The sequence below is a fragment of the Streptomyces sp. NPDC052042 genome (assembly GCF_044548345.1).
GTDB lineage: Bacteria > Actinomycetota > Actinomycetes > Streptomycetales > Streptomycetaceae > Streptomyces.
Window position 1 is genome coordinate 318,221 of the sequence record NZ_JBIUBU010000005.1, and the last position, 12,506, is coordinate 330,726.

Consider the following 12,506-nt stretch of genomic DNA (forward strand, 5'->3'; position numbering starts at 1 on the left):
GGGGAGAGCACCGTGGATGTCCTCACCCTCGACCAACTCCCCGGCGCGGCCCGGCTCCTGGCCGCTGGGAAGGTGATCGCCGTGCCTACGCCCCGCTGGTACATGCTGTGTGCCCGCGCCGCCGACCCCACCGTCACCAGCAAGGTCTTCCGAGCCAAGCAGCGCCCCGAGCACAAGCCGCTGCTGCTCCTGCTCGACTCCCCGACCACGTCCGGCGCGCTGTTCGAGCTGAGCGACGACGCATGTCGGTTGATCGGTGCTCTGTGGCCGGGGGACCTCGCGCTGCGTCTTCCCTGGAAGCCTGGAGCGGAGCCCCTTCCGGCCGTCGGCTCGCCGGCGCTCGTCGGCTGCCCCGACGGCGTCCTCGGTGAACTGGTCGCCCTGGCCGGTGAGCCCCTGGCCGCTGCCGTGTGCAGCATCTCCACCCCCGCCGCCGGCGACGAGGACCGCCCGGCGCTCACTCCGGGGCAGGTCGCTGCCTTCGACCAGGCCACGGGGGCCGGAATCGCCGCGGTCCTCGACGACGGGATCTGCCCGCAAGGCCGTCACATGACCATTGTCGACTGCCCCACGGGCGCCGCCGCGCACCTGCAGCGGGAGGGCACCGTCCACGCCCGCGCCATCGAAGCCGCCCTAGCCCCGGCAGGAGGACCGCATGTGGGCTGACCTTGCCCGCCGCACGAAGGACCTGGTGCCCGATGCTTCGGTGGCTGCCGTCGCCGACGCGCTCGACTACCTCTGTCTCGCCCAGCTCTACCTGCGCGACAACCCGCTTCTGGCCCGGCCCCTTACCCCGGCTGACGTCAAGACACGACCGGCCGGCCACTGGGGAGTGTGCCCGCCCGTCAACCGAATGCTCGCCGCCCTCGGCCCGCTCCAAGCGGCCGTCCCCGACGGGTACGAGCTGCACGTCCTGCACGGCGCCGGACACGCCGGGCCATCCGCCCTCGCCCACGCTTACCTCACCGACCGGCTCGGCCGCGTCCACCCCGGCCAGCGCCAAGGCGCGGCCGGGCTGCGCGAACTCGTCGCCGGCTTCCCCCAGGCCGACATCGGCGGGGAGATCACCCCGATGATCCCCGGCCACCTGTACACCGGAGGCCAGCTCGGCCCCGCCCTCGCGATCGGGCAGGGCACCGTCCTCGACGCGCCCCACCGGCTGTCCGTGATCCTGATCGGCGACGGGGAGTGCGAGACCGGGACGACCGCCGCCTCCTGGCTCGCCACCCGCGCGCTGCACGGTACGGGCGACCACGGCACCGTCCTTCCCGTCGTCCTGCTCAACGGAATGCGCATGGGCGGGCTGAGCCTGCTGTCCACCCTGAGCCGCACCGAACTCACCGCGTACTTCAACGGCCTTGGCCACCGGCCCGTCTACAGCGACGGCCGCGACACCGCCCAGCTCCGCCAGGCGGTGGCCGAAGCGCTCGGCGTCGCCCAGCCCCTGGGCATTCCGGGACCGTCGAGCGTCCTGGTGCTCACCCTGGACAAGGGCCACGGCGCCCCCGCTCACCTCGTCGGCACGCCGACGGTCCACAAGACGCCGCTGCGCGATCCGGCCGGCGTGCCCGCCGAGTTCGACGCGCTCGCCGACTGGCTGGCCTCCTACCAGCCCGGCCAGCTCCTGACCCCGGGCGGCCGGCCCCGGCCACACCTGCTGCCCGCGCTCCCGATTCCCCGGCCCGAGCCCGACGGTCTCCAGGCGCCGCGCGGCTGCGTCGCCGCCTCCGCCCAGGTCGCTGCCCATGCCGCCGGCCGCCCGTTCGCACAGGTGGTTCCCGAGGTCCTGCGGGCGCGCACCGAGCAGGGTCCGTTCCGCCTGTTCAGCCCCGACGAACTGGCCTCCAACCGCCTCGACCTCACCGACGAACACGGACGCCTGGCACCGTGGGCGGTGGAAGTACTGAGCGAAGAACTATGCCACGCCTGGGCCCAGGGCTACACGGAGACCGGTCGGCACGCCCTCGTCGCCACCTACGAGGCATTCGCGCCGATCACCCTCAGCCTCATCCAGCAGCAGCTCAAGCACCGGGCCGTACGCCGGCATACCGGGCTCGCTCCGCTGCCGAGCCTGGTCTACCTCATGACCAGCCTGGGCTGGCACAACACCTTCACCCACCAAAATCCCAGCCTCACGTCGGCGCTCCTGGCCAGCGGCGATCCCACGCTCCACGTCCTCACCCCGGCCGACCCCGCGCGCACCGCCGCCGCGCTCACCTTCGCTCTGCGCAAGCTCGACCGGTGCACGCTCGTCGTCGCCGGCAAGCACACGCAGCTCCACCACCCGCTGGAATCCCTTGACGAAGAACTGCGTCACGGCATCGCAACCTGGTCCCACCTGACCCACCCCGGCTCCGACGAGCCCGACCTGATCCTCGCCTCCGCCGGCGACCTGCCCGCCGAGGCCCTGACCGTCCTTGCCCAACGCCTGCGCACCGAACGACCGGACCTGCGCTTGCGATACGTCCACGTCCACGACCTCACCGCCCTCGCCGAGGACGGCACCCGCCCCCTTGCCCTCGCCCCGGCCGCGTTCGCCCGCTACTTCGGCACCCGCGCGCCGGTCATGCTGGCCACCAGCGGGCATCCGGCCGACATCCACGCTCTCCTCGGCCGCCGCCACCCCGGGCCCCGGCTCACTGTCCTCGGCTACCGCGACCCCGGCCGCCCCGTCTCCCCGGCCCGCCTCCGAAAGCTCTGCGGCCTCGACGACGCCGCCCTGTGGCAGCTCGCCACCACCCTCACCGACGCCCCGAAGGAGATACCGGTCCCATGAGCACTCCGCTCCCGCCCGTCGCCCCCGACACTGGCACCATCGACGCCTTTGAACGTGACGGGTGCGCGGTCATCCGCGACGCGATCACCCCCGACCTGCGCGACCGGCTCCTAACCGCCGCCGAGAAGCTCCTGGCCAGCGACATCACCCGCGGCCGCGACCGAGGAGGCGACGGCAAGGACGGCTTCCGCGGATGCCTCAACCTCGACCGCGCCTTCCTCCCGCTACTGGCCAACCCCGCCGTCCTGCCCACGGTCGTCCAGCTCCTCAGCCCGAACATCCACCTGCTGTCCGCGCACCTCATCGCCTTGCCCAGCGGCCCGCCCCGCACCATCCGCATCCCCGAACGCCACGGATGGCACCGCGACATGTACGGCGTCACCGCCGACCTGGGCTTTCCTAACACCCCCCGTATGGCCATCAAGGTCGCCCAGTACCTCACCCCTGTCACTCCCGACTGCGGGCTGACGATGTTTCTCCCCGGCAGCCACCACCTCACCGAAGAACCCGTCGTTCGCGCTGGCGCCATCGACCCGCCAGGCGCCATTACCCCCGACATCGCCGGAACCGACGTCGTCCTCTTCGAGAACCGGACCTGGCACACCGGAGGCATCAACCTCTCCGGCCGCCCCCGCATTGCACTGATGCTCCAGTACGGATACCGCTGGCTCCACCCCGTAGACGACCCCGCCACCGATCTCCGGAAAGACCCCGCCCTCACCCTGATCGAGCAGCAGCTCCTGGGCCTGCCCGACCGCCGCCCGGACGGATCCCTCGCCAAGGGCAGCGGAGCAGCCCCCATCCGCTCGTGGTGGGGAACTCGTTCGGTGGCCTCCCTCGTCAACTCGGAAAAGTTGGACGAGCGTTAAGGGGCCCATCGGTTGACAAGAAGTTAGGCGAGGACCGGCAACGATGCCAGACCGCGCACCAGCCGGGTCCGGCGCCAGTCCAGGTGGTCAGGCGGTTCCGCAAGCCGGATTCCGGGGAAACGGGTCAGGACGGCTCGTATGGCGATGTCGGCTTCCGCCTTGGCGAGGGGTGCGCCGACACAGCGGTGGATGCCGTGGCCGAAGCTGAGGTGAGTAGTAGCGTCTCGGTCCAAGTCGAGGAGGTCCGGAGACGGGAACCGCTTCGGGTCGCGGTTGGCGGCTCCAAGAGCGATGAGTACTGGGACACCGGCCGGGATGTCAGTTCCGCCGAGCGTGACAGCCTCCGTGGTGTACCGGAAGGTGGCGGTACTCACGGGGGAGTCGAACCGGAGCAGTTCGTCCAGCGCGGCTGGGACGCTGTCGGGGGTCTTCCGAAGACGGTCGAGCTCATCAGGGTGCTGGAACAGCGCCAGGAGGGTGTTGCCGAGGAAGTTGGTGGTGGTCTCATGTCCGGCGACGAGCAGCAGCACTGCCAGAGAGACCAGCTCCTCCTCGTTGAGTCGGTCGTCTCCGTCGCGAGCCGAGATGAGCCGGTCAAGGAGGGAGCGGCTGGGGTGCCGGCGCTTGGCAGTGATGAGGTGTGCCATGTAGTCGGCCATGGCATGAGAGGCCGCGTCGATGACGTCGGGCTTGCCTGCCGCGAACAGCTCTCCGGACCACCGCTTGACGTCGGGGCGGTCTGTCTCCGGGACTCCGAGCAGCTCACAGATCACAATGACCGGCAGCGGCACAGCCAGGTCGGCCACGAAGTCGAACCGCTCGCCGGCTGGCCACTGGTCGAGCAGCTCATCGGTGACCCGGCCAATGAACGGACGCAGCTCCGCGACGGCTCCTGTCGTGAACGCCTTGGTCACCAGTTTGCGCAGCCGGGTGTGCCGGGGTGGATCGCTGGCCAGCATGCTGTGCGCCACCGCGGAGTGCAGGCGACGCCGCGACCCCTTGTCCGCGAAGAAGGTGGCCGTGTCCTTCGAGAGCCGAGGGTCGCTGAGCGCTTCCCTGGCTTCCGCATAGCCGGTGATCATGTAGCTGAGGTGCCCACCAGAGCCGGTGGGGACGGCCTGTACAGAGCACCTGGACCGCATGGCCGCATACGTGGGGTAAGGGTTCTGCAGGAAGCGGGGATCTTGTGTCGGGTCGGTCATGCCTTCAGGCTCCAACCGGCTCTGGCTGGTCGTCGTCGGCGACACGCCCAACACGGTGTGCGTAGGCGTCGGCCACAAGGAGGAGCCACTCCGTGTCCGCACGAAGGTCCTTGCGGGAGGCGGCCTCCGCCGACGGCAGGGCAAGCTCGTCGGCGAACCGACCGGCCTTCGAAGCGGTTAGCGCGGCCTTCACGACAGCCGCCTCGACCGCTGCAGACCCTTTCTCTGTTCCAGCGTCGAAAGTGCCCTGGGCTGTCTCCTGCACTCTGCGGGATCGGTATGGCCGGAGGGCGAGGATGCCGTCGCTGATCTCGATGACTCGACGCTGGAGCAAGAAGTCCGAGTCGTTCGAAGCGCCCTTGGCGAAGTCTGCGGACGACAGGACGATCTCTGGCATCGCGGCTGTCAGGTCCTGCCAGAGGGAGCCGAGCGCCTCGAAGGACTGAGCCTCCCAGCGACGGCGGCGGGCTTGGCTGATCGGGTAGACGACAGCCGGCAGCGTGAGGCCGAGACAGATCAGCAGGACGGCGAGCATCGGGGACGTCACACTGCAGACGCACGGCGCGGCTATGAGCGACGAGCACTGCGAATGGTCTGGGATCAGGTGGAATCCCAGGCCAAGGGAGATGAGGACCGTCAGCTTGTACACGGAGTAGACGAGTGCGAAGGCGCAGCCTGCTGCCGCCATCCGCAGACCTATCCGGATGCTGCTGCGACGAGTCGACTTCGACTGACGCACGGCCTGCAGCAGGAAGTCGACGATGGCGAAGCTGAGGTAGGAGATGAACAGGAGCAGGTAGAGCGCGTATACCTGCGGAGAGCGGTGCGTCATCTGCTCGTACGTGAACAGCGCGGCCATCCCGACGACGGATGTCGTGAAGAGAACGAGGCGCAGTCGGATCCGTCGCTGTGCTTCCGCAGGGTCCAGGTTGAGCTGGAACGAGACGGCCAGCACCGCTGTGGCTGCGGCCAACGAAGCACAGTTGCTCAGCAGCCGGGCCACATGAGGCACGACTGCTTCGACCGCGTTCTCGAACAGCGGTGCGTAGGAGGCGAAGGCCAGGGCGAACGAGCCGAGGAGGGCGCCCATGGCCCACGTACCGGTCGGACGGGGCGTCTTACGGCCGAGGATCCAGTAGCCGGCCGCCGCTGCGAGGAGGCAGGCCATGCCAAGAAATACGGCATTCATCGTGCGCGGAACCGACCTTTCTTGATGGGCTGAGCAAAGAGTGCGTCCCAGCTGTCCGATCCCTTTTCCGGATGGCGAGAAGGGGATTCGCGTTCGCGATAGATGCGCTGACGGATAACTGTCGCCATCATTTCCGCTTCGCGTTCATCGGCCGTCGAATAGCTCGTGCGGCCCGTCATGCGCATCGCCAACGTCGGGTTCACCCCGAGGGCTTCGGCCGTATCTGCGTCGACCTCCAGGCTTCCGGAGTGATCGCAGTACACGTGGCAGAGCTCGTGAGTCAGGATGTGCCGCTGGTGATGCATGGAGGTGCCCTCCTCGTAGTAGAGGAGATCGGCCCCTGGTGTCTCCAGGCGTATGCCGCAAGGTGCGTCTATCGCACCTAGCGTCCTTAGCGGCTTCAGCAGGATGGGTTTTCCACGGCGCGCGGCTATCGCCTCGCGTAGTTCGCGCGTACTGAAGCGGTGCGGCAGGTGCAGGAGATCGACCTGCATTTCGCACGATCTGCGCAAGCGGCGCTCGTCGTCATCTGGCAAGGACATGGCTGTCTCCCCTCGGCCTGGGCTGTGCAGCGAATCGCTGGCGAGTGCGGCAAGAGGATGCCAAGAAGTAGGGGGAAGTCACGCTTCCTGGAACTGTCAGTTCCGATTACGGATGGTGACTATTTCGAAGGGCGGTGAAGGGGAGGTTTTGTTCCTCTCGTTCCGTTGGCCTTGTTCTCCGGCCAGCTCTCACCGGCATTCTTGATGCTTCGTCATGCACCGCACGAGACATTGAACTTTTGACCACCCGTTATGTCCGGCTGCTCTGAGTTACTGTTGCGTGATTCTTTGGTGGATATTCAGAGCGTGTTGTGGTGCATGTCACCTGAACATGGGATCTAATTGCGGGCCATGGACTTACAGTGTGGGCAAGGTGAGGGCGGGGAGCTCGGCGGCGAGTCCCTACCTGAACTGCTGCGTTCGTGGCGGAGGCGTACGAATCCCCGAGTTGTTCCTGGGCTGAAGGTCTCGGATCGTCGGGGTGATGGGTTGACGCAGCGAGACGTGGCTCGCCTGGCTGGGGTGAGTGAACGTTGGTATGGAGCCCTGGAGCGCGGCAAGAAAGCCGGGTACTCCACCGACTTCCTGGACCGGGTCGCGTCGGCGCTACGGTTGAGTCGGCCAGAGCGTGACGCGCTGTACCTGGGGGCGGTCGGTCGTCCGCCGGCACTTGCTGTCGTGCCGGAGGCTGAGGCGTTGGCGGAGATGGACGAGGTGCTCCAGCTCCTTCTCGACAACCAGGCACCTGTCCCCGCCTTCGTGACGGACCTGGCGTGGAACGTGATCGGCTACAACGGGCCTTTGCTGGACTGGTTCCCTTGGGCCGCCCACCAGGCCAATCAGATGAGGTGGGCCTTTCTCAGTCCGGAGGCTCGCGAGCAGCTCGTGGGCTGGGAGGCCGACTGGGCCCGCCCCTATCTGGCGCAGATCCGCTACGAGCGGGCGCGTCACCCGAAGAATGAGGCTTTACGGCTGCTGGAGCGCGACATCCTCGCGGGATCTCCTGCTGCGCAAGCGATCTGGGACCGGCACGAAATGGTCGAGCACGTCGATGGGGACGTGCGCAGACTCAGGCTTCCGTACCACCGGGGCCGGGAGGTCTCTGTCCGCATCGCCGCCCTGCGTCCCATGCGCAGCGACCGGCTCCGCATGATTGTGCTGATGGAAGACCGTCGAGGAGCGGTCGGCGTGTAAGACCCGGAATGGACCGTTGCGCGCGGCGGGTCCTCATTCGTCGTCGAGCAGTCCGGAGGAGTCCGGGTCGTCCTGCATTCCTTCGAGCCGCCGGGCCTGGTCGATCACGGTGTTCAGCATGTGCAGGCTCGACGTGCTGAGCCCGTTGGCGCGCAGCGCTACCCTGCGCACGTCCTGGTCGCGCATTGCGGCGACCACCTTGATCTCCGCGCGCTGTCGCTCGGCCTCCTCCTCGTCGAAGAAGTAGCCCGGGCTTACTCCGAAGAACGCGGCCAGCGCCCGGATGGTCTGCATCTTGGGGTTCGTGTTGGTGCCGGTACGAAGCTGCTGGATGGCGCTTGCGGAGATGGCTACGCCGGAGGTTTCCCGGATGCCCTGTGATACCTCCGCGTACGTGTATGAGCTCCGGTCTTTTGGGTGCACCTCCCGGAACAGGTAGTCGAGCAGCTCCGCGAAGGTGCGCTCGGTCTTCTCGGTCATGTGCGGCCTTTCGTCATGATCACAACCTTATCCATTCCAGTGGTGATCGCTCCTCCTAGTGTCCCAGGTTTCGACATTGCAGTTGACGAATCGCCGCCATTGCAGTGTACGTTTGCCGCCAAGTTCATCCAGTGCAGTGTTCCATGCCTGGTCGGAGTGGGTGCTGAGGCTCTGGACTTGTGCCAGGTGTCGCCCTATGGTTCTGGTCCCCGCGCAAACGGGGCACCGGCAGGAAGCAAGCCAGGAGAGGAGGGGTGATGCACAGACACGGGCCGTAGCGCCCGCAGAGGCGAAGGAGACCGGCGCCCGGGAGCTACCAACTCCCAAGCGCCGGGCCGGCACCCCGAGGGGTACCGATTCACATCTCGCGAGCGGCGGGGCTTTTGCACGAGAACCGCCGCATCGCACTCCTACGAACAACGGAGTATCGCATGCTCGCCATGCACAGTGGAACCCTGGCCTGCCCGGACACCGACCGCCAGCACCGCCTCGCGGTACAGCTCGCCGACATGATTCCGGGCGCGGCCACCATACGGGTCAGCCTCAACGACCCGAAGCAGGCATGGCCCCACCCGCACGCCATCGTCAAGGACGAGGCCGGGCAGACCATGCAGCTGGCCCGGACAACTGCCAAGATCGCAGCACGCTGGATCCTGCGGTTCTGGCCGGAGGTGGACTGGACGCGACCGCACACCTTCGACCTCGCCGACGCGACCCTCACGCGCAGCGACCTGATCGCCGACGGCCGGGGTCGCTGACATGGCGCGGATACGAACCATCAAGCCGGAGGCTTTCGTCTCCGAGTCGCTTGCCGAAGTGAGCGTCGAGGCGGAGCGGACCTTCTTCGGGCTCCTCACTCAGGCCGATGACCATGGCCGTCACCGCGACAACGCCGCGATCATCGCCGGGCTGCTCTGGCCCCTGCGCGCCGAGCACACCTCGGTCCACGTCGAGGACGACCTCCACCAGCTTGCCGCCGCCGGTCTGATCTGCCGGTACACCGGCTGCGACGGCCGCCGCTACCTTCACATCGTGACCTGGTCCGAGCACCAGAAGATCGACAAGCCGAGCCAGTCCCGTCTCCCCGCCTGCCCGCAACACCAAGCAGCCGACCGGTGCGCTCCCTGCAAGGGGACCTGCACCAGGCGGACCGAGGAGTCGCCCACCCCTTCCCGAGGGCTCGCCGAGGCTTCGCCGAACGCTCCCCGAGCCCTCGATCTGCCCGCGCGGCCCGCCGCGACGCCTCGCAACCACACAGACCAGGCTCCCGCCACCCAGCAGGACGCCTTCGACGGCATGGCCGGCACGCCTAGCCACGCGGACATGAAAAGCGCAGGTCAGGATGCGTTCGCCGAGCCCTCCTCGACCCTTCCCCGAAGCTTCGGAGAGGGCTCGGCGCCTGGATCTAGGATCTTGGATCCTGGATCTTCTTTCCCTACGGGGCGCACAACGCCCGCAGCCACCGTCTCGGCCAACCAGCTCGTCGGCGAGTACATCGCTGCCTGCGACGAGCGCCCGCCCAGTGACGTGATCGGCCACCTCGGGCGGCTCATCAGGAAGCTCCTGGGCGAGGGCATCGCCCCGGAGCACATCCGGGGCGGGCTGCAGAACTTCGCCGCCAACCCCAAGCACCCCAGCGTGCTGACCAGCATGGTCAACGAGGCCATGAACGCACGCTCCGCCGGTTTGGCGCGGCCGGGAATCCGCCCTAACGTGCCCGCCCACCAGGCGTGGACCAACCCCGCCAATGCTGCCACCGCCTACGCCGAGGAGCTGTGATGCGCACCCGTTAACCGCGAGCCGCGGACCCTCGGCGAGGGCACCCTGGACCGAATGGCCAGGATCTTGGCCGCTCGGAACATCGCCCCAGCCGCAGTCGCCGCACTGGTCGATGAGCCCGAGCCGTTCTCCCCGCTGGATGCCCTGTCGGCAGGGATGCCCCCGCGCTACCAGGCCGCCGTCGCCGACCACCCCCAGGTTTTGGCCTGGGTCCGGGAGGTCGCCGTCGCGGCCGTCGCCCCCAGCCGGGGAGCCCGGCGGCAGGTCACCACAGGGCCGAGCCTGCTGATGGCCGGGGTCGTCGGCGCGGGCAAGACGCACCAGGCGTACGGCGCGGTCCGGCTGCTGGTGCAGAGCGGAGTCGGCGTGCGCTGGCGCGCGACCACCGCCGCCGACCTGTACGCCGACCTGCGGCCCCGGCCCGGCGTCGACAACGAGCGGGAGCTGGCAGCCGTCAGCCGCTGCCCGCTACTGATCATCGACGACCTCGGCGCGGCTCGGGCAACGGAGTGGACCGAGGAGATCACGTACCGGCTGATCAACCGTCGGTACAACCACATGCTCCCAACCCTGATCACCACCAACCTGCGCATCAGCGATCTCCGGGCCTACCTGGGTGACCGCGTTGCCTCCCGGCTGGCGCAGATGACCACCCGGGTCGAGTTTGAGCAGGTCGACCGCAGACGGCACAGCCCCGCAGCCTGACCCACCGCAGGCCACCACGCCGGGCCGCGCCCGCTGCGCGCCGCCCTGAGCATTTCCCCGACCCAGCGCGCCTCTCCGCCGACGCCCCTGCGCGCGGAGAGCGATCGGAGCCAACCCGCATGACCACCACGACGATCAGCCCTGCCCGCCACCGGTCGCTCGGCGACCAGACCTGGCAGGACGAGGCCGTCTGCCAGAGCACCGAGTACAACCTGGTGGACCCCGACATGTTCTTCCCGGAGCCCGACGAGACCGGCAAGATCACCGCCGCGAAGGCGCTGTGCCACCAATGCCCGGTCCGCCGCACCTGCCTGGACGCCGCCCTGGAAGGAGGCGACACCGACGGCATCCGAGGCGGACTGACCGAGGAGGAACGCGGACCACTGCACGAGAAGCTCGCCCACCGCCTCGACTACAGCCGTGTCAACGACACGATCGCGGGGCGCGACGTCCACCTCACCAAGGCAGAGCGCCGCGCGGTCGTCTACGCCGCCTTCCGCCACGGGGTCACCGAGCAGCGCCTGGCCTGGCTCCTGAAGATCACCGAGGAGCACGCCCAGAAGCTCTACCGCGAGACCCGCCGCGCTCTCGTGCATCGTGACCTGGAGCCGGCCACGAACACCACCGCGCCTCCCGAGACCGATGGTGAACGCCTGGGCCGCGACGACTTCGGGACGGCGGCGTGAGTACCGCGAGCATGCCGAAGGCGGCGCACATCACCGGCTGGGACCGCGCGGTCGTCATCGCCCTGGGCGGCGCGGGATGCGCGCTGTCGTACGACGCCCTCCAACAGATGGCCGTCGCCGTCCATGTCCGCGGTTTCCTCACCTACCTCTTCCCTCTGGTGATCGACGGGTTCATCGCCTACGGCATACGGGCACTCCTGGTCCTGCGCGACGCGCCCCTGCGCGCCCGGCTCTACGTCTGGACGCTCTTCGGCACCGCCACCGCTGCCAGCATCTGGGCCAACGCCCTCCATGCGGTGCGCCTCAACGAGGAAGCGGTCGTCGGCACCGGGCTCCGGCTCGGGGACACGGTGGTCGCGGTGCTGTCCACCATCGCCCCGCTCGCGCTGGCCGGAGCGGTCCACCTCTACATCCTCATCGCCCGGGGCCCGGTCAAGGACAGCGACCGCGAGGACCTCGGTCAGGCTGGCCACGCCGATCAGGCTGACCGGCCCGAGGACATCGCGGTCACCCGGACTGACCGGATCGGTCAGCAGCAGCCGCAGGCTGGTCAGGTCAGCGCCGGACAGCCGGTCACCGCCCTGACCGACCGGCCGCGACTGTCCCTGGATAAACAGACCCCGAGTCCTCGGTCACTGACCGGGGACAGTACTCCGGCGGACAGCAACAACCCGGTCACCGGTCACCACGAGCAGCCGCCCCAGGTCGCTGACCTGCCCGGACATTCGGACACTCCGCCGCCGGTCACTGCCCGCGCGGCCGCCACCGACCCGGTCACTCCGCCGCCGGTCACCAGCCGGGACACCCGGACACCCGGCGACCGGCGGTCCGACCCGGACACCGAGGACCTGCTGAAGATCGCCCGGTCAGCGGTCAGGGCCGAGGACAAGCTGACCCGCAAGGTGGTCGCCCAGGCGATCCGAGGCCAGCAGATCCCCCTGTCCAACGACACGCTGACCGCCCTGATGGCCCAGCTCCGCAAGCAGCACGGACAGCCGGTCACCTCCGCCCGGAACTGACCGGACAGCCCGAAGCGGGCGACCGAGCCGGACACCCCGGCCGGTCACCCGCCCCGGACACACAC

Annotated in this window: 13 protein-coding genes; 9 read left to right on the forward strand and 4 right to left on the reverse strand. The window is 68.7% G+C overall.

From position 1 onward, the window contains the following. The first annotated feature begins 12 nt into the window (after positions 1 to 12). The 3 genes from ACIHCL_RS12655 to ACIHCL_RS12665 are packed head-to-tail and all read left to right on the forward strand — an operon-like array spanning position 13 to position 3,645. Positions 13 to 666, forward strand: coding sequence for an L-threonylcarbamoyladenylate synthase (locus ACIHCL_RS12655; protein ID WP_399860454.1), 654 nt, complete (start codon positions 13 to 15; stop codon positions 664 to 666). Continuing rightward, positions 656 to 2,776 carry a phosphoketolase gene (locus ACIHCL_RS12660; RefSeq protein ID WP_399860457.1) on the forward strand — a complete coding sequence of 707 codons (2,121 nt, stop codon included), beginning with the start codon at positions 656 to 658 and terminating at the stop codon, positions 2,774 to 2,776. Before ACIHCL_RS12655 ends, ACIHCL_RS12660 begins: the two co-directional genes overlap by 11 nt. Beyond that, a complete protein-coding gene (locus tag ACIHCL_RS12665; protein WP_399860459.1) occupies positions 2,773 to 3,645 on the forward strand; it encodes a phytanoyl-CoA dioxygenase family protein in 873 nt (290 codons plus the stop codon). The genes ACIHCL_RS12660 and ACIHCL_RS12665 overlap by 4 nt, the downstream gene beginning before the upstream one ends. 23 nt (positions 3,646 to 3,668) lie before the next feature. Here ACIHCL_RS12665 and ACIHCL_RS12670 read toward each other — a convergent pair whose 3' ends face one another. From ACIHCL_RS12670 to ACIHCL_RS12680, 3 genes are read right to left on the reverse strand one after another with little or no spacing between them, the layout of a single operon-like run. Continuing rightward, positions 3,669 to 4,847: a cytochrome P450 gene (locus ACIHCL_RS12670; protein ID WP_399860461.1), complete on the reverse strand. Its 1,179-nt coding sequence runs from the start codon at positions 4,845 to 4,847 to the stop codon at positions 3,669 to 3,671. A gap of 4 nt (positions 4,848 to 4,851) precedes the next feature. Beyond that, entirely contained in the window at positions 4,852 to 6,036 is a 1,185-nt protein-coding gene (locus ACIHCL_RS12675) for an MAB_1171c family putative transporter (protein ID WP_399860464.1), read from the reverse strand. Then, complete coding sequence (locus ACIHCL_RS12680) at positions 6,033 to 6,578, reverse strand: regulator component (protein WP_399860466.1); 546 nt, start codon at positions 6,576 to 6,578, stop codon at positions 6,033 to 6,035. The genes ACIHCL_RS12675 and ACIHCL_RS12680 overlap by 4 nt, the downstream gene beginning before the upstream one ends. Before the next feature lie 351 nt (positions 6,579 to 6,929). On the opposite strand from ACIHCL_RS12680, the gene ACIHCL_RS12685 reads away from it, so the two are divergent. After that, on the forward strand, positions 6,930 to 7,772 hold the full coding sequence (locus ACIHCL_RS12685) for a helix-turn-helix domain-containing protein (RefSeq protein WP_399860468.1): 843 nt from the start codon (positions 6,930 to 6,932) through the stop codon (positions 7,770 to 7,772). Positions 7,773 to 7,805: 33 nt separating this feature from the next. On the opposite strand, the gene ACIHCL_RS12690 is transcribed toward ACIHCL_RS12685, so the two are convergent. Beyond that, a complete protein-coding gene (locus tag ACIHCL_RS12690; protein ID WP_399860470.1) occupies positions 7,806 to 8,252 on the reverse strand; it encodes a Secondary metabolite protein in 447 nt (148 codons plus the stop codon). Between the two features lie 431 nt (positions 8,253 to 8,683). On the opposite strand from ACIHCL_RS12690, the gene ACIHCL_RS12695 reads away from it, so the two are divergent. The 5 genes from ACIHCL_RS12695 to ACIHCL_RS12715 all read left to right on the forward strand — a co-directional run bounded on the left by ACIHCL_RS12695 (position 8,684) and on the right by ACIHCL_RS12715 (position 12,441). Continuing rightward, positions 8,684 to 9,010 (forward strand): transcriptional regulator, encoded by a 327-nt coding sequence (locus ACIHCL_RS12695; protein ID WP_399860472.1) that lies wholly within the window; start codon positions 8,684 to 8,686, stop codon positions 9,008 to 9,010. Between the two features lies 1 nt (position 9,011). Continuing rightward, the gene (locus ACIHCL_RS12700; protein ID WP_399860474.1) at positions 9,012 to 10,031 is read left to right on the forward strand and encodes a hypothetical protein; all 1,020 of its coding nucleotides are present in this window, start codon (positions 9,012 to 9,014) and stop codon (positions 10,029 to 10,031) included. Positions 10,032 to 10,085: 54 nt separating this feature from the next. After that, on the forward strand, positions 10,086 to 10,736 hold the full coding sequence (locus tag ACIHCL_RS12705) for an ATP-binding protein (protein ID WP_399860477.1): 651 nt from the start codon (positions 10,086 to 10,088) through the stop codon (positions 10,734 to 10,736). A 119-nt stretch (positions 10,737 to 10,855) separates the two neighbouring features. After that, positions 10,856 to 11,422 carry a WhiB family transcriptional regulator gene (locus ACIHCL_RS12710; protein WP_399860479.1) on the forward strand — a complete coding sequence of 189 codons (567 nt, stop codon included), beginning with the start codon at positions 10,856 to 10,858 and terminating at the stop codon, positions 11,420 to 11,422. Continuing rightward, entirely contained in the window at positions 11,419 to 12,441 is a 1,023-nt protein-coding gene (locus ACIHCL_RS12715; protein WP_399860482.1) for a DUF2637 domain-containing protein, read from the forward strand. The genes ACIHCL_RS12710 and ACIHCL_RS12715 overlap by 4 nt, the downstream gene beginning before the upstream one ends. Positions 12,442 to 12,506 lie beyond the last annotated feature (65 nt).

Bases quoted from the DNA above. Each gene is read 5' to 3' on its own strand.
- ACIHCL_RS12665 (WP_399860459.1), top strand. From the start codon at position 2,773: ATGAGCACTCCGCTCCCGCCCGTCGCCCCCGACACTGGCACCATCGAC.
- ACIHCL_RS12670 (WP_399860461.1), bottom strand. From the start codon at position 4,847: ATGACCGACCCGACACAAGATCCCCGCTTCCTGCAGAACCCTTACCCC.
- ACIHCL_RS12690 (WP_399860470.1), bottom strand. From the start codon at position 8,252: ATGACCGAGAAGACCGAGCGCACCTTCGCGGAGCTGCTCGACTACCTG.
- ACIHCL_RS12700 (WP_399860474.1), top strand. From the start codon at position 9,012: ATGGCGCGGATACGAACCATCAAGCCGGAGGCTTTCGTCTCCGAGTCG.
- ACIHCL_RS12695 (WP_399860472.1), top strand. From the start codon at position 8,684: ATGCTCGCCATGCACAGTGGAACCCTGGCCTGCCCGGACACCGACCGC.
- ACIHCL_RS12705 (WP_399860477.1), top strand. From the start codon at position 10,086: ATGGCCAGGATCTTGGCCGCTCGGAACATCGCCCCAGCCGCAGTCGCC.
- ACIHCL_RS12680 (WP_399860466.1), bottom strand. From the start codon at position 6,578: ATGTCCTTGCCAGATGACGACGAGCGCCGCTTGCGCAGATCGTGCGAA.
- ACIHCL_RS12660 (WP_399860457.1), top strand. From the start codon at position 656: ATGTGGGCTGACCTTGCCCGCCGCACGAAGGACCTGGTGCCCGATGCT.
- ACIHCL_RS12710 (WP_399860479.1), top strand. From the start codon at position 10,856: ATGACCACCACGACGATCAGCCCTGCCCGCCACCGGTCGCTCGGCGAC.
- ACIHCL_RS12685 (WP_399860468.1), top strand. From the start codon at position 6,930: ATGGACTTACAGTGTGGGCAAGGTGAGGGCGGGGAGCTCGGCGGCGAG.
- ACIHCL_RS12675 (WP_399860464.1), bottom strand. From the start codon at position 6,036: ATGAATGCCGTATTTCTTGGCATGGCCTGCCTCCTCGCAGCGGCGGCC.